This is a genomic window from Enterobacter cloacae complex sp. IR5403, assembly GCF_049238705.1.
Lineage (GTDB): Bacteria > Pseudomonadota > Gammaproteobacteria > Enterobacterales > Enterobacteriaceae > Enterobacter > Enterobacter hormaechei_C.
Map to the genome: position 1 here is coordinate 507630 of NZ_JBMKHP010000001.1, position 24427 is coordinate 532056.

The 24427-nt window shown below is 55.4% G+C and carries 28 protein-coding genes and 1 other annotated feature; of the genes, 18 read left to right on the top strand and 10 right to left on the bottom strand.

Going from position 1 to position 24427, the window contains the following annotated elements; genetic code table 11:
• The first annotated feature begins 297 nt into the window (after positions 1-297).
• Positions 298-549 carry a YciN family protein gene (locus ACOTW6_RS02420; protein ID WP_003856804.1) on the top strand — a complete coding sequence of 84 codons (252 nt, stop codon included), beginning with the start codon at positions 298-300 and terminating at the stop codon, positions 547-549.
• A 35-nt stretch (positions 550-584) separates the two neighbouring features.
• Here the strand turns inward: ACOTW6_RS02420 and sohB are convergent, their stop codons facing one another.
• Positions 585-1631, bottom strand: coding sequence for a protease SohB (sohB, locus tag ACOTW6_RS02425; protein ID WP_023296716.1), 1047 nt, complete (start codon positions 1629-1631; stop codon positions 585-587).
• 252 nt (positions 1632-1883) lie between these two features.
• Between sohB and ACOTW6_RS02430 the strand changes: the two genes are divergently transcribed.
• On the top strand, positions 1884-2645 hold the full coding sequence (locus ACOTW6_RS02430; protein ID WP_017384219.1) for a YciK family oxidoreductase: 762 nt from the start codon (positions 1884-1886) through the stop codon (positions 2643-2645).
• Positions 2642-3232: a cob(I)yrinic acid a,c-diamide adenosyltransferase gene (gene cobO / locus ACOTW6_RS02435; RefSeq protein ID WP_023314251.1), complete on the top strand. Its 591-nt coding sequence runs from the start codon at positions 2642-2644 to the stop codon at positions 3230-3232. Before ACOTW6_RS02430 ends, cobO begins: the two co-directional genes overlap by 4 nt.
• Positions 3233-3267: 35 nt before the next feature.
• On the opposite strand, the gene rluB is transcribed toward cobO, so the two are convergent.
• The 3 genes from rluB to rnm form a co-directional block, all read right to left on the bottom strand.
• A complete protein-coding gene (rluB, locus tag ACOTW6_RS02440) occupies positions 3268-4143 on the bottom strand; it encodes a 23S rRNA pseudouridine(2605) synthase RluB (RefSeq protein WP_003856794.1) in 876 nt (291 codons plus the stop codon).
• A 97-nt stretch (positions 4144-4240) separates the two neighbouring features.
• Positions 4241-4861 (bottom strand): L-threonylcarbamoyladenylate synthase, encoded by a 621-nt coding sequence (locus ACOTW6_RS02445; RefSeq protein WP_003856793.1) that lies wholly within the window; start codon positions 4859-4861, stop codon positions 4241-4243.
• Entirely contained in the window at positions 4858-5751 is an 894-nt protein-coding gene (rnm, locus tag ACOTW6_RS02450) for an RNase RNM (RefSeq protein ID WP_026080677.1), read from the bottom strand. The genes ACOTW6_RS02445 and rnm overlap by 4 nt, the downstream gene beginning before the upstream one ends.
• A 127-nt stretch (positions 5752-5878) precedes the next feature.
• Between rnm and trpL the strand changes: the two genes are divergently transcribed.
• The 8 genes from trpL (at position 5879) to yedF (ending at position 14166) form a co-directional block, all read left to right on the top strand.
• Positions 5879-5923, top strand: a complete 45-nt coding sequence (gene trpL, locus ACOTW6_RS02455; RefSeq protein ID WP_071524153.1) for a trp operon leader peptide — start codon at positions 5879-5881, stop codon at positions 5921-5923.
• Positions 5900-5994 (top strand) — a sequence feature (Trp leader region). It overlaps the preceding gene by 24 nt.
• A gap of 23 nt (positions 5995-6017) precedes the next feature.
• Positions 6018-7580, top strand: a complete 1563-nt coding sequence (locus ACOTW6_RS02460) for an anthranilate synthase component 1 (RefSeq protein ID WP_063133459.1) — start codon at positions 6018-6020, stop codon at positions 7578-7580.
• The gene (trpD, locus tag ACOTW6_RS02465; protein ID WP_017384223.1) at positions 7580-9175 is read left to right on the top strand and encodes a bifunctional anthranilate synthase glutamate amidotransferase component TrpG/anthranilate phosphoribosyltransferase TrpD; all 1596 of its coding nucleotides are present in this window, start codon (positions 7580-7582) and stop codon (positions 9173-9175) included. Before ACOTW6_RS02460 ends, trpD begins: the two co-directional genes overlap by 1 nt.
• Before the next feature lie 3 nt (positions 9176-9178).
• On the top strand, positions 9179-10537 hold the full coding sequence (gene trpCF, locus ACOTW6_RS02470) for a bifunctional indole-3-glycerol-phosphate synthase TrpC/phosphoribosylanthranilate isomerase TrpF (RefSeq protein WP_121478868.1): 1359 nt from the start codon (positions 9179-9181) through the stop codon (positions 10535-10537).
• A gap of 10 nt (positions 10538-10547) precedes the next feature.
• Positions 10548-11741, top strand: a complete 1194-nt coding sequence (gene trpB / locus ACOTW6_RS02475) for a tryptophan synthase subunit beta (RefSeq protein ID WP_003856780.1) — start codon at positions 10548-10550, stop codon at positions 11739-11741.
• A complete protein-coding gene (gene trpA / locus ACOTW6_RS02480) occupies positions 11741-12550 on the top strand; it encodes a tryptophan synthase subunit alpha (protein WP_213788831.1) in 810 nt (269 codons plus the stop codon). The genes trpB and trpA overlap by 1 nt, the downstream gene beginning before the upstream one ends.
• 174 nt (positions 12551-12724) lie before the next feature.
• The gene (yedE, locus tag ACOTW6_RS02485; RefSeq protein ID WP_121478866.1) at positions 12725-13936 is read left to right on the top strand and encodes a selenium metabolism membrane protein YedE/FdhT; all 1212 of its coding nucleotides are present in this window, start codon (positions 12725-12727) and stop codon (positions 13934-13936) included.
• Positions 13933-14166: a sulfurtransferase-like selenium metabolism protein YedF gene (gene yedF / locus ACOTW6_RS02490; protein ID WP_003856774.1), complete on the top strand. Its 234-nt coding sequence runs from the start codon at positions 13933-13935 to the stop codon at positions 14164-14166. Before yedE ends, yedF begins: the two co-directional genes overlap by 4 nt.
• A 285-nt stretch (positions 14167-14451) precedes the next feature.
• On the opposite strand, the gene ompW is transcribed toward yedF, so the two are convergent.
• Positions 14452-15084, bottom strand: a complete 633-nt coding sequence (gene ompW, locus ACOTW6_RS02495) for an outer membrane protein OmpW (protein ID WP_063933044.1) — start codon at positions 15082-15084, stop codon at positions 14452-14454.
• A 282-nt stretch (positions 15085-15366) separates the two neighbouring features.
• On the opposite strand from ompW, the gene ACOTW6_RS02500 reads away from it, so the two are divergent.
• From ACOTW6_RS02500 to yciA, 5 genes are all read left to right on the top strand, one after another.
• The gene (locus ACOTW6_RS02500; RefSeq protein WP_003856766.1) at positions 15367-15771 is read left to right on the top strand and encodes a YkgJ family cysteine cluster protein; all 405 of its coding nucleotides are present in this window, start codon (positions 15367-15369) and stop codon (positions 15769-15771) included.
• 25 nt (positions 15772-15796) lie between these two features.
• A complete protein-coding gene (locus ACOTW6_RS02505) occupies positions 15797-16540 on the top strand; it encodes a YciC family protein (RefSeq protein WP_003856765.1) in 744 nt (247 codons plus the stop codon).
• Between the two features lie 13 nt (positions 16541-16553).
• The gene (locus tag ACOTW6_RS02510) at positions 16554-17093 is read left to right on the top strand and encodes a septation protein A (protein WP_003856762.1); all 540 of its coding nucleotides are present in this window, start codon (positions 16554-16556) and stop codon (positions 17091-17093) included.
• 180 nt (positions 17094-17273) lie between these two features.
• Entirely contained in the window at positions 17274-19460 is a 2187-nt protein-coding gene (locus ACOTW6_RS02515; protein WP_121478865.1) for a TonB-dependent siderophore receptor, read from the top strand.
• Positions 19461-19558: 98 nt separating this feature from the next.
• Positions 19559-19954, top strand: coding sequence for an acyl-CoA thioester hydrolase YciA (yciA, locus tag ACOTW6_RS02520; RefSeq protein WP_213788832.1), 396 nt, complete (start codon positions 19559-19561; stop codon positions 19952-19954).
• Between the two features lie 38 nt (positions 19955-19992).
• On the opposite strand, the gene tonB is transcribed toward yciA, so the two are convergent.
• Positions 19993-20721: a TonB system transport protein TonB gene (gene tonB / locus ACOTW6_RS02525; RefSeq protein ID WP_047747161.1), complete on the bottom strand. Its 729-nt coding sequence runs from the start codon at positions 20719-20721 to the stop codon at positions 19993-19995.
• Positions 20722-20942: 221 nt separating this feature from the next.
• On the opposite strand from tonB, the gene ACOTW6_RS02530 reads away from it, so the two are divergent.
• Positions 20943-21239 (top strand): YciI family protein, encoded by a 297-nt coding sequence (locus ACOTW6_RS02530; protein ID WP_003856755.1) that lies wholly within the window; start codon positions 20943-20945, stop codon positions 21237-21239.
• Between the two features lie 33 nt (positions 21240-21272).
• Here ACOTW6_RS02530 and leuE read toward each other — a convergent pair whose 3' ends face one another.
• The 4 genes from leuE to ACOTW6_RS02550 all read right to left on the bottom strand — a co-directional run bounded on the left by leuE (position 21273) and on the right by ACOTW6_RS02550 (position 22818).
• The gene (leuE, locus tag ACOTW6_RS02535) at positions 21273-21908 is read right to left on the bottom strand and encodes a leucine efflux protein LeuE (RefSeq protein ID WP_006810877.1); all 636 of its coding nucleotides are present in this window, start codon (positions 21906-21908) and stop codon (positions 21273-21275) included.
• A gap of 67 nt (positions 21909-21975) precedes the next feature.
• Positions 21976-22386: an Exc2 family lipoprotein gene (locus ACOTW6_RS02540; RefSeq protein ID WP_032609416.1), complete on the bottom strand. Its 411-nt coding sequence runs from the start codon at positions 22384-22386 to the stop codon at positions 21976-21978.
• A gap of 11 nt (positions 22387-22397) precedes the next feature.
• A complete protein-coding gene (locus ACOTW6_RS02545; protein WP_208985927.1) occupies positions 22398-22526 on the bottom strand; it encodes a KPN_01571 family protein in 129 nt (42 codons plus the stop codon).
• 118 nt (positions 22527-22644) lie between these two features.
• The gene (locus tag ACOTW6_RS02550) at positions 22645-22818 is read right to left on the bottom strand and encodes a YciY family protein (protein ID WP_017384232.1); all 174 of its coding nucleotides are present in this window, start codon (positions 22816-22818) and stop codon (positions 22645-22647) included.
• Between the two features lie 143 nt (positions 22819-22961).
• Between ACOTW6_RS02550 and cls the strand changes: the two genes are divergently transcribed.
• Positions 22962-24422 carry a cardiolipin synthase gene (cls, locus tag ACOTW6_RS02555; RefSeq protein ID WP_003856750.1) on the top strand — a complete coding sequence of 487 codons (1461 nt, stop codon included), beginning with the start codon at positions 22962-22964 and terminating at the stop codon, positions 24420-24422.
• Positions 24423-24427: the final 5 nt, after the last annotated feature.

The following is a 24427-nucleotide window of genomic DNA, read 5'->3' on the forward strand; positions in this document are numbered from 1 at the left end:
CAACCCCTATGTGTTACCGAACGTCAGAATGGCGACATCCAGGTCATTGAGTTTTCGGGTATTTTTCTCACATCAAAGTTCATTCGTGACGAATTCCCGGTCGAATGTCAAGCAATTCTGTTGCCAGAATGACGAAAGCGCACACTGTACCTGATAAAATTCGTTACGCAACTTTATTAGCATGCAAAAGCAAATCCCGCCAGCCAGCCCCTGTTCCTTATCCCCTCGGATAACAGGGAAAATTTGCCCCCGAAGCGACCCAGGCGTAGACTATTGTCACTGTTTAAGGAGTGGAATATGCAGAATACGACCCAACCCATTGACCGAGCTTCACTGCTTATCGAAGCAAACAAACTCATTCGCGACCATGAAGACACCCTGGCGGGGATTGAAGCGACTGGCGTGGAACAACGTAATGGCGTGCTGGTGTTCAGCGGTGAATACTTCCTTGATGAACAAGGGTTACCCACCCCAAAAAGCACCGCCGTGTTTAACATGTTTAAATACCTGGCGCATACCCTCTCAGAAAAGTACCACCTGGTAGATTAAAACGAAAACGCGAGGCATCTGCCTCGCGTTTGTCTTTACAGCAGCGGCTTTTGTCCGCGCTGCAACCAGCGTAGCAGCAGGCGATCCGCGCTTTCTGCCGCGCTATTGGTAAAACGGTCGAGCAGGCGCTTGCGTCGGGTGAAGCGCACCCCCACCAGCTCACGGCCTTCCATCAGGTTGAGCAGGAGGTCGTCGCTGGTACCCACTTCATCCACCAGCCCTTTCTCCTGCGCCTGCGTGCCGTACCAGTGTTCGCCCGTAGCCACTTGCTCAATGTCCAGCGTTGGACGCATGCGGTGCACGAAATCCTTGAACAGATGGTGGGTTTCGTTCAGATCTTCCCGGAACTTCTGCCGTCCCTCTTCGGTATTTTCGCCGAGCAGCGTCAGCGTACGTTTGTACTGACCCGCCGTATGCAGTTCGATGTCGATCTCTTTATTTTTCAGGAAACGATTGAAGTTAGGGATCTGCGCGACCACCCCAATCGAGCCGATAATGGAGAACGGTGCCGCGACGATTTTATCCGCCACGCACGCCATCATATAACCGCCACTCGCCGCGACCTTATCTACCGCCACGGTGAGCGGGATCTGTTTATCCCGCAGACGCTGTAACTGCGACGCCGCCAGTCCATACCCATGCACTACGCCGCCCGGGCTTTCAAGGCGTACCACCACCTGATCCTGGGCTGTCGCCACAGCCAGCACCGCCGTCACTTCTTCACGCAGAGAGGAGACCTCATGCGCATCCATGCTACCTTTAAAATCGAGCACATATACGCGCGGTTTTGCGTCAGCCTGTGGCGTGGCGAGCTTAGCTTTCGCCTTCGCAGCTTTGGCGTCCTGCTTGTGTTTTTTCTTCTGGGCTTTTAGCCACAGCTTCTGTTGATGATCGTCAAGCAGCGCCAGAGACATCTCCTCCTGCATCTCTTTATACTGCTCGCTCAGGCGGGTAATGCGTAACTCACCACGCTGACGCTTACGCTGCGTCAGGTTGACAATCAGGACGGCAATCACCGCGACAGCAATAACCACCGTCGCGATTTTGGCCAAAAACAACCCATACTGAGAAAGTAATTCCACGCGTTCCACCTTGATTTAACCACGAATCTTTCACGCCAGTGTACAACAGCCCTGTGCAGGCGTCTCGCTCTGGACATTACCTCTGCGAGGCGGCTTCAGGAATCCCCCGTTTCTGGTTTAAATCTTTGCAAATTGTTAATTTACCAGCGATCTGTCCTGTAGACTGATTGAATTCTGACGCTGTTTCGGGCATAAAGCCGAAAAGTCATAAATAAAGGTGCAAGTCACGCCCAATGCGCCTGAGGAGCCACCGTGCATTATCAGCCACAAAAAAACCTTCTACAGAACCGCATCATTCTGGTTACCGGTGCCAGCGACGGGATTGGTCGCGAAGCGGCGCTGACCTATTCTGAATACGGTGCGAGCCTTATTCTGCTGGGACGTAATGAAGAAAAGCTCAAAGCCGTCGCCCGTGAAATCGAAAACGCCGGCGGTACTCCCACGCCCTGGTATACGCTCGATCTGCTGACCTGTACGCCAGCGTCATGTCAGGCTCTTGCCCAGCGTATCAGCACGCATTATCCGCGTCTGGACGGCGTACTGCACAACGCGGGGTTACTGGGCGAAGTGCGCCCGATGGATGAACAGGATCCGGAGATTTGGCAGCAGGTGATGCAGGTTAACGTCAACGGGACGTTTTTCCTGACCCAGGCCTTGCTTCCTTTATTACTCAACTCCGATTCCGGCTCGCTGGTCTTTACCTCCTCCAGCGTGGGGCGTCAGGGGCGTGCAAACTGGGGGGCTTACGCCGTCTCAAAATTTGCCACCGAAGGAATGATGCAGGTGCTGGCCGAAGAGTACCAAAGCCGCCACCTGCGGGTTAACTGTATTAACCCGGGCGGTACGCGCACCAAAATGCGCGCCAGCGCCTTCCCGACAGAAGATCCGCAGAAGCTGAAAACCCCGGCCGATATCATGCCCCTTTACCTGTGGCTGATGGGTGACGACAGCCGTCGCAAAACCGGAATGACCTTCGATGCCCAGCCAGGCCGCAAACCGGGGATATCGCAATGAGTGAAGATCGTCATCAGCAGCGCCAGCAGCGTCTGAAAGAACAGGTTGATGCACGCGTGGCGGCCGCTCAGGACGAGCGCGGGATCCTCATCGTGTTCACCGGCAACGGTAAAGGCAAAACCACCGCCGCATTTGGTACCGCCACCCGCGCAGTCGGGCATGGGCAGAAAGTGGGCGTGATCCAGTTTATCAAGGGTGAATGGCCCAACGGCGAGCGTAATCTGCTCGAGCCGCATGGCGTTGAGTTTCAGGTAATGGCAACCGGTTTTACCTGGGATACCCAGAACCGGGAAACCGATACCGCAGCCTGCCTCGCCGTCTGGGAGCATGCCAAAAGAATGCTTTCAGACCCGTCGCTGAATATGGTGTTGCTGGATGAGATCACCTATATGGTCGCCTACGACTATCTGCCGCTGGAGGCCGTGCTGGCTGCCCTGAAAAACCGCCCAGCGCATCAGACGGTTATCGTCACGGGGCGCGGGTGTCATCGGGACATTCTGGAGCTGGCCGATACCGTCAGCGAGCTGCGTCCGGTTAAGCATGCGTTCGATGCGGGTATCAAAGCGCAAATGGGGATTGATTACTGAAGAAAAAAGCCCGGTATATTCACCGGGCTTTTCGATTAACCGTTGTTATTACGGCTGCCAGAGCGGCGATTGCTGCTGACCTGGCTGTGACGCTTCACCGCACGGCGGATCTGATTCGCCTTCATGCGACGACGATCTTTCTCTACCGCCACTTTCGAGGTGGTTTCTGGCGTCAGGCCAACCAGATCGCGCAGGTAGTTGGTTTGCGTCAGATCCAGTTCGGTATAGCCGCCACGTGGCAGGCCTTTCGGCAGCAGAATGTCGCCATAGCGGACGCGAATCAAACGGCTCACCTGGACACCGACCGCTTCCCACAGACGACGCACCTCGCGGTTACGTCCCTCTGTCAGGGTAACGTTGTACCACTGGTTAATGCCTTCACCACCGGTAAACTTGATGGTTTTGAACGCCGCAGGGCCGTCTTCCAGCTGAACGCCACGCGACAGGTCGCGCAGTTTGTTCTCATCAACCTGGCCGAAAACACGAACGGCGTATTCACGTTCCACTTCACGACTCGGGTGCATCAGACGGTTTGCCAGTTCACCATCGGTGGTGAACAGCAGCAGGCCGCAGGTGTTCACGTCCAGACGCCCTACGGCAATCCAGCGGGCGCCACGCAATTTTGGCAGGCGGTCAAACACCGTCGGGCGGCCTTCCGGATCGTTGCGGGTACACAGTTCGCCTTCCGGCTTGTAGTAAGCCAGTACGCGGCAGATCTGTTCAGCAGACTCTTTCACGGAGATAAGATGGCCGTCAATGCGGATCTTCAGCCCCGGTACGATTTCAACGCGGTCACCGAGCGTGGCGATTTTACCGTCCACACTCACGCGGCCTGCTTCAATAATGGCTTCGATTTCACGGCGCGAACCGTGGCCGGCGCGCGCCAGCACTTTCTGTAACTTCTCGCTCATTGAGCTTCCTCAGGTGTCGCCTTCACAGGCGTCGAATCAGGTCAAAAACAGGGCAGCGCCCTGCTTTGATGGCCGCGTAGTATATCTGCTTACACCCTTACAAGAAAGGCTTAACATCGCCCACGCCTTCACGAATCACTTCTGGCGCGTCTTCGGTGAGATCCACCACGGTGGTCGGCTGCTGGCCAAGATAGCCGCCATGAATAATCAGCTCCACCACCTTCTCCAGACGATCTTTGATCTCTTCCGGGTCGGATTCGGTAAACTCACTGCCCGGCAGCATCAGCGATGTGGAGAGCATCGGCTCGCCGAGGGTTTCCAGCAGCGCCTGGGCAATCGGGTTCGACGGTACGCGCATGCCGATGGTTTTACGTTTTTCCTGCAACAGACGACGCGGTACCTCTTTTGTCCCTTTCAGAATGAAGGTGTAGTTACCGGGCGTGTTGTTCTTAATCAGGCGAAAGGCCACGTTATCAACATAAGCATAGGTCGACAGCTCAGAGAGATCGCGACACATCAGGGTAAAGTTGTGGCCGTCCGGCAGCTGGCGGATGCGACAGATGCGCTCCATCGCCCCTTTGTCCTCGATTTTACAGCCCAGCGCATAGCCAGAATCGGTTGGGTAGACAATAACGCCGCCTTTGCGGACGATCTCCACGGCCTGATTAATCAGACGTGGCTGGGGGTTATCCGGATGGATATAGAAAAACTGACTCATACTTCCCTCTCTTCAATTTGCTGTGGCTGTTCCCAGAGCTGCCAGACAGGCTCAACGCCCGCGGGTAACCAGAGCTTGCGCCCCAGTTCAATCCACGCGCAGGGCTGATGGAAATCTGAACCCTGTGACCCAAGCAGACCAAACTGACGGGCGTAGGTCGCAAGCTGCGAACGCTCATTGGGTGCCTGCTGACACTGGGCAACTTCCATCGCCTCACCGCCGCATTCGGCAAAGTGTGCCAGCAGTCTTTTCAGCCATTTAGCAGAAAGATTATACCGCCCCGGATGGGCCAGCACGGCCTTACCGCCAGAATGATGAATCACATCAATAGCTTGTTTTATTGTACACCACTGTGGGGGAACGTATCCGGTTTTCCCGCGCGCCAGATACTTTTTAAAGACATTCGCCATGGTCGTCGCCTTACCGGCGTCCACCAGAAAACGGGCGAAATGGCCGCGCGTCACCGCCCCACCGTTCGCCAGCTTTCGCGCGCCTTCCAGCGCACCGGGAATATGCGCTTTTTCCAGACGTTCGCCAATCATCTCCGCGCGTTGATTGCGGCGTGTTTTTTGTTCTTGCAAAAAAGCACGCATGGCCGGATGTTCCGTATCGATGTTCAGGCCAACGATATGAATTTCGTGGTTTTCCCAGACCGTTGAGATCTCAACCCCGGCCACCAGATCCAGCGCCAGTCCGCTGCGGGCAATCTCGGCGCGCGCGGCGGGAATGCCGTCAGTGGTATCGTGATCGGTTATTGCCAGCGTGCCGACACGCATTTCAACGGCGCGATGGACCAGGGCTTCGGGTGTCAGCAGGCCATCTGAAGCCTGCGTATGGCTGTGTAAATCATAAATTACGGCGTAGGTGGTATCGCTCAAAGCACTTCCCATAACAGGTTGGAGACATCCGAAGCCCCTATGATACCGACTAACCGTGAAATACTGAAATCAGGGGTTGACAACACGCCATCGAACTAGTTAACTAGTACGAAAGTTCACACGAGAAAGGTATCTGAAAATGACAGCACATTTCGCTCTGCACGGTTGGTGGCGTACTTCCTGATCTTCGGGCAGTGTCACACGTCTGCGATAAGCAAACAGATACCCGGCCCGCTACCCAGCGGGCTTTTTTTTGAACAGAATATGAGAACAACAACATGCAAACAGCCAAACCCCACCTCGAACTGCTGACCTGCGAGGCGGCCTATCGCCATAACCCTACCGCGCTGTTTCATCAGGTGTGCGGCGCACGTCCCGCGACACTGCTGCTGGAATCTGCTGACATTGACAGCAAGGACGATCTTAAAAGCCTGCTGCTGGTTGACAGCGCGCTGCGCATTACCGCGTCGGGTGACACCGTCACCATTAAGGCGTTATCTGAGAATGGCGCGTCGCTGCTGCCGCTGCTGGATGCGGCTCTGCCTTCAGGCATTGAAAATGAGCGTCATCCGGACCTGCGAATTCTGCATTTCCCACCTGTAAGCCAGCTGCTGGATGAGGATGCCCGCCTCTGCTCGCTCTCCGTTTTTGACGCCTTCCGCCTGCTGCAAAATCTGGTGGCCGTGCCGGAAGATGAGCGCGAAGCAATGTTCTTTGGCGGGCTGTTTGCTTACGACCTGGTTGCTGGCTTTGAAGATTTACCGGAAACCGAGCAGGGAAACCGCTGCCCGGACTACTGCTTCTACCTGGCCGAAACCCTGCTGGTGATCGACCATCAGAAAAAATATACCCGCATCCAGGCCAGCCTGTTCACGCCGTCTGAGTCTGAGAAAAATCGCCTCGCGCAGCGCATCGCCCAACTGCAACAGCAGATGTCGGAAGCACCGCCCGCGCTGCCGGTGCAGCGTGTTGAAAAGATGACCTGCGAGGTGAGTCAGACCGACGATCAGTACGGCGCGGTGGTGCGTCAGATGCAAAAAGCGATTCGTGCCGGGGAGATTTTCCAGGTAGTGCCGTCCCGTCGCTTCTCACTGCCCTGCCCGTCGCCGCTGGCGGCTTACGATGTGCTGAAAAAGAGCAACCCAAGCCCGTACATGTTCTTTATGCAGGACAATGATTTCACTCTGTTTGGCGCGTCGCCGGAAAGCTCCCTCAAGTACGACGCTACCAGCCGCCAGATTGAGATCTACCCGATAGCGGGAACCCGTCCACGTGGCCGTCGTGCCGATGGCTCCCTGGACCGCGATCTCGACAGCCGCATCGAACTGGAAATGCGTACCGACCATAAAGAGCTCTCCGAACACCTGATGCTGGTTGACCTGGCGCGTAACGATCTGGCACGCATTTGCACGCCAGGCAGCCGCTACGTGGCGGACCTGACCAAAGTCGACCGCTACTCCTTCGTCATGCACCTGGTCTCCCGCGTGGTGGGTGAACTGCGCCACGACCTCGACGTTCTGCACGCCTACCGCGCCTGCATGAACATGGGCACCCTGAGCGGCGCGCCGAAAGTCCGCGCCATGCAGCTGATCGCCGAAGCGGAAGGACGCCGTCGCGGCAGCTACGGTGGTGCGGTGGGCTATTTCACCGCTCACGGTGACCTCGATACCTGCATCGTGATCCGCTCCGCCTACGTTGAAGACGGCATTGCTACCGTCCAGGCCGGGGCCGGTATTGTGCTGGATTCTGTTCCGCAGTCGGAAGCCGACGAAACCCGCAGTAAAGCGCGCGCGGTACTGCGCGCCATTGCTACCGCACACCATGCACAGGAGATTTTCTGATGGCTGACATTCTGCTGCTCGATAATATCGACTCCTTTACCTATAACCTGGCAGATCAGCTGCGTGCGAATGGTCATAACGTCGTTATCTATCGCAACCACGTTCCGGCCCAGACGTTGATTGACCGTCTGGCGACCATGCAAAACCCGGTGCTGATGCTCTCCCCGGGCCCAGGCGCGCCGAGCGAAGCGGGCTGTATGCCTGAGCTGTTGACCCGTATGCGCGGCAAGCTGCCGATTATCGGCATCTGTCTCGGCCACCAGGCGATTGTCGAAGCCTACGGCGGTTACGTGGGTCAGGCGGGGGAGATCCTGCATGGCAAAGCGTCAAGTATTGAACATGACGGTCAGGCGATGTTTGCCGGGCTGCCGAACCCGCTTCCGGTAGCGCGTTACCACTCGCTGGTCGGCAGCAATATTCCGGCCGGGCTGACCATTAACGCCTCGTTTGAAGGGATGGTGATGGCGGTGCGTCATGATGCGGATCGCGTCTGCGGAATGCAGTTCCACCCGGAATCTATCCTGACGTCCAACGGCGCGCGCCTGCTGGAGCAAACGCTCGACTGGGCGCTGCAAAAGCTGGAGCAGACCAACACCCTGCAACCGATTCTGGAAAAACTGTATCAGGCCCAGACCCTGAGCCAGCAGGAGAGCCACCAGCTATTCTCCGCCGTCGTGCGCGGTGAGCTGAAGCCTGAGCAGTTGGCCGCTGCGCTGGTGAGCATGAAGGTACGCGGCGAAAGCCCGCAGGAGATCGCCGGTGCGGCAACCGCACTGCTGGAAAATGCCGCCCCGTTCCCGCGCCCGGACTATCCGTTTGCCGATATTGTCGGGACCGGTGGCGACGGCAGTAACAGTATCAATATTTCCACCGCCAGCGCCTTTGTGGCCGCGGCATGCGGTCTGAAAGTGGCGAAACACGGCAACCGCAGCGTGTCCAGCCGTTCCGGATCGTCCGACCTGCTGGCGGCTTTCGGTATCAACCTGGACATGAACGCCGAGCGTTCCCGTGAAGCGCTGGATGATCTGGGCGTCTGTTTCCTGTTCGCGCCGAAGTATCACACCGGTTTCCGCCACGCGATGCCGGTTCGCCAGCAGCTTAAAACCCGCACGCTGTTTAACGTGCTCGGTCCACTCATTAACCCGGCGCACCCGCCGCTGGCGCTGATTGGCGTTTACAGCCCGGAGCTGGTCCTGCCGATTGCGGAGACGCTGCGCGTCCTCGGTTACCAACGCGCCGCCGTGGTACACAGCGGCGGGATGGATGAAGTTTCCCTGCATGCGCCCACGCTGGTTGCCGAACTGAATAACGGTGAAGTGCTGAACTATCAGCTTGAGGCCGCTGACTTCGGGTTGACCCCGTACCATCAGGACGCCCTGGCGGGCGGCACGCCGGAAGAAAACCGTGACATTCTCACGCGCTTATTACAAGGTAAAGGTGAGGCCGCCCATGAGGCCGCCGTGGCGGCCAACGTAGCCATGCTGATGCGTTTACATGGCGAGGAAGATCTGAAAGCCAACGCCCAAAAAGTTCTGGACGTGCTGCGCTCCGGTGCAGCTTACGATCGCGTTACCGCACTTGCGGCAAGAGGGTAAATAATGCAGACCGTTTTAGCGAAAATCGTCGCCGATAAGGCCATCTGGGTGGAAGCCCGTAAGCAACAGCAGCCGCTCGCCAGTTTTCAGAATGACGTCGTTCCGAGCAGCCGTCGTTTTTATGATGCTCTCCAGGGCGCGCGTACCGCGTTTATTCTGGAGTGTAAAAAAGCGTCTCCGTCCAAAGGCGTGATCCGCGACGATTTCGACCCGGCGCGTATTGCCGGTATTTACAAGCATCATGCGTCTGCCATTTCTGTGCTGACTGATGAGAAATATTTCCAGGGCAGCTTCGATTTTCTGCCCGTTGTCAGCGGCATCGCGCCGCAGCCGATTCTGTGCAAAGACTTTATTATCGACCCGTATCAGATCTGGCTGGCGCGCTTTTACCAGGCCGATGCCTGCCTGCTGATGCTCTCCGTTCTGGATGACGAGCAGTATCGCCAGCTCTCCGCCGTCGCGCACAGCCTGAATATGGGCGTGCTGACCGAAGTGAGCAACGAAGAGGAACTGGAGCGCGCCATCGCGCTGGAAGCCAAAGTGGTCGGCATTAACAACCGCGACCTGCGCGACCTGTCGATTGACCTCAACCGTACGCGCCAGCTTGCGCCGCGTCTGGGCGCGGGCGTCACGGTGATCAGCGAATCCGGGATTAACAGCTACGCTCAGGTGCGCGAACTCAGCCACTTTGCCAACGGTTTCCTGATCGGCTCCGCGATGATGGAACACGACGATCTTAATGCGGCCGTGCGCCGCGTGCTGTTGGGTGAGAACAAAGTCTGCGGCCTGACCCGTGAACAGGATGCGCAGGCCGCGTATGAAGCGGGCGCAATCTATGGTGGTCTGATCTTTGTTGAGTCCTCTCCTCGCGCCGTTAATGAGGAAAAGGCGCGCAAGGTGATCGCGGCTGCGCCACTGAGCTACGTGGGCGTGTTCCGCAATGCGGATATCAACGACGTTGCGGCAAAAGCGGACGCGTTATCCCTGAGCGCGGTTCAGCTGCACGGCGATGAAGATCAGGCGTACATCGATGCCCTGCGACATGTTCTGGCGCCTCAGGTTCAGATCTGGAAAGCGCAAAGCGTTGGCGCCACCCTGCCCGCGCGTAACCTGAAGCATGTTGATAAATATGTTCTCGACAACGGCCAGGGCGGCACGGGGCAGCGTTTCGACTGGTCACTGCTGCGTGGCGAAGTGCTGGACAATGTCCTGCTGGCGGGGGGATTAAGCCCCGATAACTGTGTGGAAGCGGCCAAAACCGGCTGCGCAGGCCTCGATTTCAATTCAGGCGTAGAGTCCCAACCGGGCATTAAAGACGCCAGCAAGCTGGCATCGGTATTTAAAACTCTGCGTGCATATTAAGGAAGAGAAGATGACGACATTACTTAACCCGTATTTTGGTGAGTTCGGTGGGATGTATGTCCCACAAATCCTGATGCCCGCGCTGCGCCAGCTGGAAGAAGCGTTCGTGAGCGCACAGAAAGATCCGGCGTTTCAGGCGGAGTTTACTGACCTGCTGAAAAACTACGCCGGTCGTCCGACGGCGCTGACAAAGTGCCGCAACCTGACCGAAGGCACCAAAACCACGCTGTATCTTAAGCGTGAAGATCTGCTGCACGGTGGCGCGCATAAAACTAACCAGGTGCTTGGCCAGGCGTTGCTCGCGAAGCGGATGGGTAAAACCGAAATCATCGCCGAAACCGGCGCGGGACAGCACGGTGTGGCCTCAGCGCTCGCCAGCGCCCTGCTCGGTCTGAAATGCCGCATTTACATGGGGGCGAAGGACGTTGAGCGCCAGTCGCCAAACGTGTTCCGTATGCGTCTGATGGGGGCGGAAGTGATCCCGGTGCACAGCGGTTCTGCCACGCTGAAAGATGCCTGTAATGAAGCGCTGCGCGACTGGTCTGGCAGCTACGAAACCGCCCACTACATGCTCGGTACCGCGGCGGGCCCGCACCCGTTCCCGACCATCGTGCGGGAATTCCAGCGCATGATCGGCGAAGAGACTAAAGCGCAGATCCTCGAAAAAGAGGGTCGCCTGCCGGATGCGGTGATCGCCTGCGTTGGCGGCGGATCTAACGCCATCGGCATGTTTGCCGATTTTATCGACGAAACCAGCGTTGGGCTGATTGGCGTTGAGCCTGCCGGCCACGGCATTGAAACGGGCGAGCACGGAGCGCCGCTGAAGCATGGCCGCGTAGGGATCTACTTCGGCATGAAGGCCCCGATGATGCAGACTGATGAAGGGCAGATTGAGGAGTCTTACTCAATCTCTGCCGGACTGGATTTCCCGTCCGTAGGGCCGCAGCACGCGTTCCTCAACAGCACCGGCCGCGCGGATTATGTCTCCATCACCGATGACGAAGCGCTGGAGGCCTTCAAAACGCTGTGCCGCAATGAAGGGATCATCCCGGCGCTGGAGTCTTCCCACGCGCTGGCGCACGCGCTGAAAATGATGAAGGAAAACCCGGAAAAAGAGCAGCTGCTGGTGGTAAACCTTTCCGGTCGCGGTGACAAAGATATCTTCACCGTTCACGATATTCTGAAAGCACGAGGGGAAATCTGATGGAACGCTACGACAACGCATTTGCACAACTGAAAGCTCGCCAGGAAGGCGCCTTCGTTCCCTTCGTGACGCTGGGCGACCCCGGCCCGGAGCAGTCGCTGAAGATTATCGACACCCTGATTGATGCCGGTGCCGACGCGCTGGAGCTCGGTATTCCGTTCTCCGATCCGCTGGCGGATGGCCCGACCATTCAGAACGCAACGCTACGCGCGTTTGCCGCGGGCGTGACGCCGAGCCAGTGCTTTGAAATGCTGGCGGCGATCCGCCAGAAGCACCCGACCATTCCGATCGGCCTGCTGATGTACGCCAACCTGGTGTTCAGCCGCGGTATTGATGCGTTTTACGCCGAGTGCGCCCGCGTGGGCGTTGACTCCGTGCTGGTGGCTGACGTGCCCGTTGAAGAGTCTGCGCCATTCCGTCAGGCGGCAATGCGCCACAACGTCGCGCCGATTTTCATCTGTCCACCGAATGCCGATGACGATCTGTTGCGCCAGATTGCCTCTTACGGACGAGGTTACACCTACCTGCTCTCCCGTGCGGGCGTCACCGGTGCGGAAAACAAAGCCGCGCTGCCGCTGCATCATCTGGTGGAGAAGCTGGCAGAATACCATGCTGCACCGCCGCTTCAGGGCTTTGGCATTTCCTCCCCGGATCAGGTTACTGCGGCGATTGACGCCAAAGCCGCCGGGGCCATTTCCGGTTCGGCTATCGTAAAAATCATCGAGAAGAACGTGGATAAGCCAGAGCAGATGCTGGCTGAGTTACACGCATTCGTCACATCCATGAAAGCGGCCACGCGCAAGGTGTAACCGTTAACACCGTCTGGCCCCGGCGTCAGGCGGTTTTCCCTTCTCTCTTCCTGAAAGAAGCAGGTCAAAATTGATCCTGTCGATATTTTCGGTGTGAATGACTTTCCAAACTTTCGCGTAAGCGTATGATCTGGGCTCTTTTTAGCGTTACCCTTCTGAGTTCAGAGGTTATTCATGTCATGGCATTCCTTCAAACAGACTTACCTGGTTAAGTTCTGGTCACCTGTTCCGGCCGTTATCGCGGCAGGCATTCTCTCTACCTATTATTTCGGTATTACCGGCACCTTCTGGGCTGTTACGGGCGAGTTTACCCGCTGGGGTGGGCAGCTATTACAGCTGGCTGGCGTTCATGCCGAAGAGTGGGGCTACTTCAAACTGATCCATCTTGAGGGCACACCGCTGACCCGCATCGACGGGATGATGATCATTGGCATGTTCGGCGGCTGTTTTGCGGCTGCGCTGTGGGCCAACAACGTTAAGTTGCGCATGCCGAAAAGCCGCATCCGCATTGTGCAGGCCGTGGTCGGCGGTATCATTGCCGGGTTTGGCGCTCGTCTGGCGATGGGCTGTAACCTTGCCGCGTTCTTCACCGGTATTCCGCAGTTCTCGCTGCATGCCTGGTTCTTTGCCGTCGCCACCGCCATCGGCTCCTACTTCGGTGCTAAATTCACCCTGCTGCCGCTGTTCCGCATTCCGGTGAAAATGACGAAAGTTAGCGCTGCCTCTCCGTTAACGCAAAAACCCGATCAGGCGCGTCGTCGCTTCCGCCTCGGTATGCTGGTCTTTTTTGCCATGGTTGCCTGGGCGATTTGCACGGCAATGAATCAGCCCAAACTCGGCCTGGCCATGCTGTTCGGCGTCGGCTTTGGTTTGCTGATTGAACGTGCGCAGATCTGCTTTACCTCCGCATTTCGCGATATGTGGATCACCGGACGCACCATGATGGCGAAGGCGATCATTGCTGGTATGGCCGTGAGCGCAATTGGCATCTTCAGCTATGTTCAGCTCGGCGTGGAGCCGAAAATCATGTGGGCGGGCCCAAATGCCGTGATTGGCGGGCTGCTGTTTGGTTTTGGCATCGTGCTGGCGGGCGGGTGTGAAACCGGCTGGATGTATCGCGCCGTGGAAGGTCAGGTGCATTACTGGTGGGTGGGTCTGGGTAACGTGATTGGCTCTACCCTTCTGGCCTGCTACTGGGATGATGTCTCGCCGGTACTGGCAACAAACTGGGACAAGGTCAACCTGCTGAATACGTTTGGTCCACTCGGGGGACTGATGGTGACCTATGCCCTGCTGCTCATCGCCTTCTTACTGGTTGTTGCACAAGAGAAGCGCTTCTTCCGGCGTGCCACCGTCAAAACTGAAACTCAGGAGAATGCCGCATGAAAGAGATCGTGCCTGACTATCGTCTCGATATGGTGGGGGAACCTTGTCCTTACCCGGCCGTCGCCACGCTTGAAGCGCTACCGCAGTTAAAGAAAGGCGAAATTCTGGAAGTGGTGAGCGATTGCCCCCAGTCGATCAATAACATTCCGCTTGATGCCAAAAATCACGGCTATACCGTGCTGGATATCCAGCAGGATGGACCAACCATTCGTTATTTAATTCAGAAGTGATTGCACGATCGAAAAGGCCTCTCAGAGGCCTTTTCTAGTTTACTGGCTTTGGCCACCGTCGTCGTCTGAGCTTCGGCAGGCATGAATGAATGGTGAGACGTGTTCCGCAAACGGAACAGATAGCACCGTGAGGTAGGCTATGTGCTGGGCTGAACGTCGTGAACTGAAACTGTTTACCTGCACAAACCGGACACTCAAATTTGATGTTGGGGATATCCCCTCCAGCCAGGTGTGTGGAACAACCACCATACAGCAATCACCGGCTGACAGGGGATATATCTTCTGTCAGAAACGATAGCCTGCTGAGAACATAAATACCCACGGATCCAGACGGGTATTGATACTTTGCTGCTGGCCACCAGCTTTAAAGCGCACGTCCGTATCAATGTCCATATACCAGACCGAGGCGTTGATCAGCCAGTCACGGTTAATCAGATAATCCAGACCAACCTGCCCCGCCATGCCCCACGAGTCTTTCAGGCTGAGATCGGAGAGCCCGGCCTCTTTACCGGTATCGTTAAATTTCTCATCAAAGAAGGTGGTGTAGTTAACGCCTGCACCAATATAAGGGCGAACCTTGCTGCTGGAATCGCCGAAGTACCACTGCGCCATCAGCGTTGGTGGCAAATGGTGCACCGTGGCAATGTCCCCGGTCGGTCCTAAACCGACGCGGTGACGGAATGGCGTGGCGGCTAAAAGCTCGACGCCAATGTTATCCGTTGCCATATACGTAAACGTCAGGCCTAACTGGGTGTTATTGCTGACGTTAAACCCGCCCATACCCAGTACATTGTCGGAACCTTCCGTTGGACGCACCGTTGCCGAACCGGCACGAATAAAGAATTCGCCTGCTTCATGCGCGTACGCGCCGCCAGAGAGAGTGCTTAAGATAAGGGCTGCCACCGCTAATTTTTTCATATCCGCTCCATCGTTGTGGTTTTAATTGCGGAGGAGAATATACTCACAAATGAGTAATAAGTGATCTAACACAGATCACATTAAAACCAGTAAGTTAACATTCATTGATCTAGGTTAAATTTTGGTGACGCCTTATAAAGCAATAAGTTGTTACTGCGTCAATTTTTGGCATTTCATGGTTACAAAATTTTCTGTTTTCCCTCTCTTGCGCTTCCTGTAGCGGCTGGATAATTTATCGCTCTCATAATGTGATTTGATGCGTTCTATTTTTGCAGGTGTGCCATGAGTGATCATAACCCGTGCATGACGTGCGGAGCCTGTTGTGCGTATTTTCGAGTCTCTTTCTACTGGGCTGAAGCCAGCGATGGCGGCGGCACCGTTCCGGTTGATCTCACGGAACCCTTGACCCCTTTTCTGCGCTGTATGCGCGGCACCAACCAAAAACAGAGCCGCTGTGTGGCACTGGAAGGTGAACCTGGGGTATCCACCCGCTGCTCCATTTACGCGGATCGCCCCAGCCCGTGTCGCACTTTCGCGATGTCGGGAGAGGATGGGCAGGTCAATGAGGCATGCAATCGCGCCCGCGCCCGCTATGGATTACCGCCGCTTTACAAAGATATGCTTTTCCATACAAGCCTTGATGCTGCCACCAGCGTGTTATCCGGTGTACAATTGCCGGCTAATTAACACCTGCAATACTCAAGGAGAGTGCATGTCTATCACGGCGAAGTCTGTCTACCGTGACACGGGAAATTTTTTCCGCAATCAGTTCATTACCTTTTTACTGATCGCGTTGTTGTGCGCCTTTATTACGGTGGTGCTGGGTCATGCGTTCTCACCCAGTGATGAACAGATTGCCACGCTGAGCCAGGGGGATCATCTTGCAGGCAGCGCAGGGTTGTTTGACCTTGTGCAGAATATGACGCCAGAGCAACAGCAAATCTTGCTGCGCGCATCTGCGGCATCGACCTTCTCGGGCCTGATTGGCAACGCCATTCTGGCGGGTGGCGTGTTGCTGATGATCCAGCTGGTGTCTGCCGGCCAACGCGTCAGCGCGTTACGTGCAATCGGGGCCAGTGCTCCGGTGCTGCCAAAGCTGTTTATCCTCATCTTCCTGACCACGCTGCTGGTCCAGATGGGGATCATGTTGGTTGTCGTTCCGGGCGTGCTGCTGGCTATCGTACTTTCATTCGCGCCAGTAATGGTTGTGCAGGACAAACTGGGCATTTTCACCGCCATGCGCAGCAGCATCAGGCTCGCGTGGGCCAATATGCGTCTGGTCGCCCCGGCCGTTATCAGCTGGCTGCTGGCCAAAACTCTGCTGTTGCTGTTTGCGCCGAATTTTGCGGTGTTAACGCCAAACGTTGGAGCGGTTGTCGCCAATACGCTGAGCAATCTGATTTCAGCCGTGCTGCTGGTCTATTTGTTCCGTCTGTACATGTTAATTCGTCAGTAACTGGGATCGCAGAATGAAGCAGTTTCTTGATTTTTTACCGCTGATCGTATTTTTCGCTTTTTATAAGCTGTACGACATTTATGCCGGCACGCTGGCGCTGATTGTGGCAACGGCTGTGGTGCTGATTTACAGCTGGGTTCGCTATCGCAAAGTTGAAAAGATGGCGCTCATCACCTTCCTGATGGTGGCGGTGTTTGGTGGCCTGACGTTGTTCTTCCACAATGATGAATTTATCAAATGGAAGGTCACGGTGATTTACGGCCTGTTTGCGGGCGCGCTGCTCATCAGCCAGTGGGTGATGAAGAAGCCGCTGATCCAGCGCATGCTGGGGAAAGAACTGACCCTGCCGCAGGCTGTGTGGGGGCGTCTGAATATCGCCTGGGCGCTATTTTTTATTCTGTGTGGTCTGGCGAATATCTATATCGCATTCTGGCTGCCACAGAATATCTGGGTCAACTTCAAGGTGTTTGGCCTGACGGCGCTGACCCTTATCTTCACCCTGCTTAGCGGCGTTTATATTTATCGCCACATGCCGCAGGATGACAAGCACTGATCCTTCTGGCCAGATCGCCGCGCGGTCTGGCCTCTTTTCCCGCCTTCTCTTATCTCTACATCCTTCCTGCGAAAATGTCTGAATCATGAAGATTTTATGGAGATTGCTGTCATTTGATTGTAATGAGAATGACTATCATTAATATTCGTCATCGCATTTTTAACAAATGGAAATGAGTTGATGAATAACATAATAAGATTTGCCCCGGCTACACTTACGCTCGCCATTCTTTCAACGCTATACCAGAGCGCGCACGCAGCGGAAGATCCTCTCGCCGATGGTGAAACAATGGTTGTTCAGGCCACCGCTGAAGAGGCGCTGAAGCAACAGCCGGGGGTTTCCATCATCACGGCAAAGGACATAGAAAAGGATCCACCGGTTAACGATCTTTCAGAAATTATTCGCAAAATGCCCGGGGTTAACCTCACCGGAAACAGCGCGACAGGCAGCCGCGGCAACAACCGCCAGATCGACATCCGCGGTATGGGGCCGGAGAACACGCTGATTCTGATTGACGGTGTGCCGGTGACGTCACGTAACTCGGTGCGCTACAGCTGGCGCGGGGAGCGCGACACCCGCGGGGATACCAACTGGGTTCCGCCAGAGATGGTTGAGCGCATTGAAGTGCTCCGGGGACCTGCTGCCGCCCGCTATGGTTCGGGGGCGGCCGGCGGCGTCGTCAACATCATTACCAAACGCCCGACCAACGACTGGCACGGTTCGCTCTCCCTGTACACTAACCAGCCTGAAAATGATAAAGAGGGAGCGACGAAACGCGCTAATTTTGATCTGAGCGGCCCCCTCGCGGGCGATGCGTTAACGATGCGCCTGTACGGGAATATCAATAAAACTGACGCAGATGCTCAGGATATCAACACCGCGCAAAACGGCTCTTACGCCGCCGGACGTGAAGGCGTGCGCAACAAGGACATCAATGCCCTGCTCTCCTGGAAACTCACGCCACAGCAGATTATCGATTTCGACTACAGCTACAGCCGCCAGGGCAATATCTACGCGGGTGATACTCAATACAGCAACAGCAACGTCAGCCCTGACGGTCTTGTGTCGTCCCTGTATGGACACGAAACGAACCGAATGTACCGCCAGTCTTATGGCATTACGCACAACGGCATCTGGGACTGGGGTCAGTCAAAGTTCGGTGTTTATTATGAAAAGACCAACAACACCCGCCTGGAAGAAGGCTCTACGGGCAAAGTTGAGGGGATGATCAATAGCGATAAATACGATACCAGCCGGCTGGAGTCATACCGTTCAACGGGTGAACTGAACATGCCTTTCTTCTGGCTGGTCGAACAGACGCTAACCGTCGGTGCAGAATGGAACCGTGATGAACTGAACGATCCGGCCTCAATGCAGGCGACAAATGTGTCGGGAGAAGTGATTAACGGCGTTCCCGGCACGGCTTCTGAGCGCAACAGCAAAAACAGCGCTGACCTCACTGGCATCTATCTTGAGGACAATATTGAAGCGCGTCAGGGCACCAACCTGATCCCAGGGCTCCGCTTTGATTATCACAATCAGTTTGGCAGCAACTGGAGCCCGAGCCTGAACCTCTCTCAGGATTTGGGTGACATGTTCAAGGTTAAAGCGGGTATCGCTCGGGTATTTAAAGCGCCAAACCTGTATCAATCCAGCGAAGGCTATCTGCTTTCCACCCGCGGCAATGGCTGCCCGAATAACGTTTCCGAAGGAAGCTGTTACCTGTTAGGTAACCCGGATCTGGATCCTGAAATCAGCGTGAACAAAGAGATTGGCCTGGCCTTTGCGCTGGAAGGCTACGAGGCTGGCATAACCTGGTTCCGCAACGATTACAAAAACAAGATCGTTTCAGGAACGGATGTGCTGGGCCAGACAAGCAGCGGCGCAAATATCCTTCAGTGGCAGAACGGAGGAAAGGCTGTTGTTGAGGGGCTGGAAGGCAACCTCACCGTCCCGGTTATCCGCGACACGCTCACCTGGCGTACCAATGCGACGTATATGATTCAGTCTGAAAGTAAGGACACCGGCAACCCTCTGTCGATTATCCCAAAATATACCGTCAACACGATGCTCGACTGGCAGGTAAGCAGCAAACTTTCAGCGAACCTTAGCTGGACGATGTATGGCCGCCAGAAGCCAAGAGAAAATGCTGAAATCCGCAAAGAGCAGAATGCGATGTCAGATAAAGAGATTGGCGCCTATTCCATCGTTGGGATCGGTAGTAACTATCAACTGACAAAAGACCTCCACCTGAATGCCGGGATCAGCAACCTCTTTGATAAGCAGATTTACCGAGAAAATGACGGTGCATCGACCTATAACGAACCAGGCCGTGCGTATTACGCTGGCGTGACCCTGTCCTTCTGACCCTAAGGCGCCTGCTCTGCGGGCGCTAACCCTATTCTCTCCAGCCAGAAATCATAGTAGCATCCCGCCTGAAGTCTTCAGTTACGAGTTTAAAAACAATGACAACAAATGACACCCCTCAGGGCGAACTGGTTTTACGCACACTGGCAATGCCTGCGGATACGAATGCCAATGGCGATATTTTTGGCGGCTGGTTGATGTCGCAGATGGATATGGGCGGTGCAATCCTGGCAAAAGAGATTGCACACGGGCGCGTGGTAACCGTCCGGGTCGATGGCATGACCTTTCTGCGCCCTGTCGCGGTGGGGGACGTGGTGTGCTGTTATGCACGCTGCGTAAAACGCGGCAATACGTCTGTCTCCATCAACATTGAAGTATGGGTGAAAAAAGTCTCTTCTGAACCGATTGGTCAGCGCTATAAGGCGACGGAGGCATTATTCATCTACGTGGCGGTGGATAGCGACGGTAAGCCCCGCCAGCTCCCACGGAGCTGAACCTCAGGTAAAAAAAAGCCTCCTTGCGGAGGCTTCTTTTATTCCATCTGTGCCCCGCCGTTCAGGCGGAAGACAATGTTCACAATCAACCCATTGCCGGGTTTACCGGCTTCATAGCGCCACCTGCGCATGGCCGATTTAACTTCGCGTTCAAACATATTCGCCGGCTGTGCGGACAGGATTTCCACGTTATCCACACGTCCATCAGCCGTAACGTCGAATTTCACCCGTACACGCCCTTCAATACGTAACGCCTGAGCACGTGCCGGGTACTGCGGCTGGTTACGGCTCAGCGCGCGCGGGCCTGCTGGCGCCGTTACCGTCGGTTTTGTCGCGGTCGTGGTGTTATTCATCAGCGGACGTGACGGGGCGGCATTTTCAACCGGCTGCGTGGCGCGTGGCTCAACCGGACGCACTTCGCGTTTCGGACGCTCTTCCACCTTTTTGACCGGCTTGGGTTTTGGCTTCGGCTTAGGTTTCGGCTCCGGCTTATGGATCACCACCGGCGCTTCTTTCGGCGGTTCAGGAACCGGCTCGGGCTCTGGCTCCGGCTCGGGTTCAGCAACGGGCTGTGGCGGCGGCGGCGCAACCTGCGGCGGCTCAAGATCCGCAGGCGATACCATGGTCACAGAAATTGGCTGCGCAGGCGCTGGCATTTCAATAACCTGATGAACCGAGGTATAGAGCAGACCCGCCACGACAGCACCGTGAATAACGACGGAAAGCAACGTCGGCCATGGAAAGCGGCGAGGTAAATCAAGGGTCATCGAAGTCATAATCATCAACGTTAAAAAACCGAACCTCGATTTTAAATGCAAATAGCAATCATATTCAATAAGACACTTTGTCCTGGCGCAATTTAAGCGTACATGAGGGCAAAAAAGGGGCATCCAGATCAGGGTTTTAACATTGTTATTATCTTTACATTGCAGTCATTTGTGCTTTCACATAACGTAATTGTCACTTTTACCGGTTAAGGAGCTTTGCCGTGCTTTACGTGATTTACGCTGAAGATGTACCTGATTCTCTGGAAAAACGTCTTTCCGTTCGCCCTGCCCATCTGGCGCGTTTACAGTTGCTACAGGATGAAGGTCGGTTGCTGACCGCAGGCCCGATGCCTGCCGTTGACAGCAACGATCCGGGCGCGGCGGGTTTTACCGGCTCAACGGTGATTGCCGAGTTTGAATCTCTGGAAGCCGCACAGGCCTGGGCAGAAGCAGACCCGTACGTCGCAGCCGGCGTTTACGAGAAAGTCACGGTTCGCCCGTATAAAAAAGTGTTCTGAAACGAAAGGCTCCCTCGGGAGCCTTTTCTTCATTCAGTGCAGCGACGCCAGCCTCGCCGCAAATCCGACAAACAGCAGCCCTATCAACCCGTTCCCCAGCTTCGCCAGTTTCTTTTTGGTTTTCAGGTAACGCGTGACAAACGCGCCTGAGAAAATCAGGAAGCTCATGTACATGAAGCTGATCAGCTCAAGCGTTGTGGCGAGGATCAGGAACGACGTGCCGGTATTCTTCGCATTGACATCAATGAACTGCACGAAGAACGACACGTAAAAGAGAATCGCTTTCGGGTTCGTCAGGCTCAGCACCAGCGAACGCTTAAGGATTGCGCTTGCCGGTTCGGCGCTACTTTCGTGCGCATTTTTTTGACGCGTCATAACGGACCAGAGCATTTTTCCGCCCAGCCACAGCAGATAAAACGCGCCCAGATAGCGGACAATATTAAATAATACCGGAGTGGTCTGGATCAACGCGGCGACGCCCGCCCAGGCCAGAAACATCAGCACGGCATCACCAATAAATACACCGGTGGCTGCCAGATAGCCTTTCTTAACGCCGTGGCCAATCCCTGTTTTCAGCACAAACAAGGTGTTCGGTCCTGGAACCAGCACGATAAAAAATGCGCCGACAACATAGGTCCAGAAATTCAGTACACCAAACTCCGCAAACACGTCTCACTCCTTTCGCTCAAAAACAGCGGGGATACCGGTAATTACGGTATCCCCTGAATCAGTTGCGCTATTGTACGCCGTTATAGCCATCAAGATAAGTCGCGGCCAGTTCGTTACCAAATAACAGGGCGTCTTTACTGTCCATGTCCGAAGACCATTTATCCTTCGCGTTGCCTGCGAACAATTCCTGCGACTTCGCATTTTCTTTCAGCTGATCGCGAATGCTTTGCGCGTATTCACTGGCTTCAGCCTGAGTCCGCCCTTCCGCGCGGTCAGCTTTGCCCCGGGCATAAAGCTCGCGGAACTGCGCCACGTTCAGCTGATAATTTTTCTGCACGCTGGAGGTGTAGTTGCCGCCAGTAAAGCTGGACTGATGCGACACGAAATAAAACGCGTGCCGTTCGGGTGAGGTTTTGCTGCTGGCACAACCGCTTAATATCGCAATCCCAAAGAGTGCTGCCATTACTTTTCCGTTCATCCTTTGTTCCTTTAATAAAGCCAATGTATTCCCCATGCGAAAACATAATCTGCCAATGAGGAAAATGACGAAAGTCCTAAATCTTCTCTGAGCGCATCCAGCGCCAAAAGTACAATAAAAATCCAGAGATAAGGATTCATCTTTTAATATCATGACGTTATGGGGACTTAGTATATCGCGGAAAGCAAACGGAAGGAGACTGCAAAAATTGATAGCCTGGATGTTTAATGGGCACCTTTACGGTGCCCTTCATGCTTTTCAGATGTCCTGGACTGCGAACAACAGCGCGTTACGGTGTCTGTTCAGGCCACATTTTCTGATGGCGTGGATACGCATATTGCGGCGGGATTGTGCTTCCAGCCAACGAGCCTTACGACGACTCACCTGTCGCAACATGCGCCAGCGCCCAACTTCAGTTCTACTGCGCTTCATGTCTACAACTCTTTCTCTAACAGAGATGCCATTATATGCCTAAGCAGGCGGCAAACCAGCGCTTTTATCTGCCGTTTTTATTTGCCAGATGAATCCTGATGCGTAAACTCATAACAATACGCTTTCAAAAGGATTTTTTATTTATGACAACCTTCTACACCGTGGTGAGTTGGCTGGTCATTTTAGGATACTGGCTGTTAATTGCCGGGGTGACGTTGCGCATTCTGATGAAACGCAGAGCGGTACCTTCCGCCATGGCCTGGCTTCTGATTATCTACATTCTGCCGCTGGTGGGCATCATCGCCTATCTCTCTTTCGGTGAACTTCATCTGGGTAAACGCCGCGCCGAACGCGCCCGCGCCATGTGGCCCTCCACGGCGAAATGGCTTGCTGACCTTAAAGCCTGCAAGCATATCTTCGCTGAAGAGAACAGCAGCGTGGCCGCATCTCTGTTCAAGCTGTGCGAACGCCGCCAGGGGATTGCTGGGGTAAAAGGCAATCAGCTGCAACTGATGACCTCTTCTGATGACGTGATGCAGGCGCTGATCCGTGATATCCAGCTCGCCCGACACAATATCGAGATGGTGTTTTATATCTGGCAGCCGGGCGGCATGGCGGACCAGGTCGCCGAATCGCTAATGGCCGCTGCACGTCGCGGTATCCACTGCCGCCTGATGCTGGACTCCGCTGGCAGCGTGGCCTTTTTCCGTAGCCCGTGGGCAGGCATGATGCGCAACGCCGGTATCGAGGTGGTCGAGGCGCTAAAAGTGAATCTTTTCCGCGTCTTTCTGCGCCGCATGGATCTCCGCCAGCACCGGAAAATGGTTCTGATCGATAACTACATCGCCTACACCGGCAGCATGAACATGGTTGACCCCCGCTTCTTCAAGCAGGATTCCGGCGTGGGGCAATGGATCGATCTGATGGCGCGGATGGAGGGACCGATCGCGACCTCAATGGGCATCGTCTACTCCTGCGACTGGGAAATTGAAACCGGTAAACGCATTCTTCCCCCGCCGCCGGATGGCAATATCATGCCGTTTGAGGAAGCCAGCGGGCACACTATCCACACTATCGCCTCCGGTCCTGGCTTCCCGGAAGATCTGATCCATCAGGCACTGCTTACCGCCGCGTACTCCGCGCGGGAATATCTGATCATGACCACGCCCTATTTCGTTCCCAGCGACGACCTTCTGCATGCCATCTGTACAGCGGCACAGCGCGGAGTGGATGTGAGCATTATTATGCCGCGCAAGAACGATTCGCTGCTGGTGGGATGGGCAAGCCGCGCGTTCTTTAGTGAGCTGCTGGCCGCAGGCGTTAAAATTTATCAGTTCGAAGGCGGGCTGTTACACACCAAGAGCGTGCTGGTGGACGGAGAGCTGAGCCTGGTGGGTACCGTCAACCTCGATATGCGCAGCCTATGGCTGAATTTTGAAATTACGCTGGTCATTGATGACGCCGGGTTCGGTGGCGATCTGGCGGCGGTTCAGGACGATTATATCTCCCGCTCACGCCTGCTGGACGCCAGACTGTGGGCGAAACGTCCGCTGTGGCAGCGAATTGCCGAACGACTGTTTTACTTCTTTAGTCCGTTGCTGTAAAACGT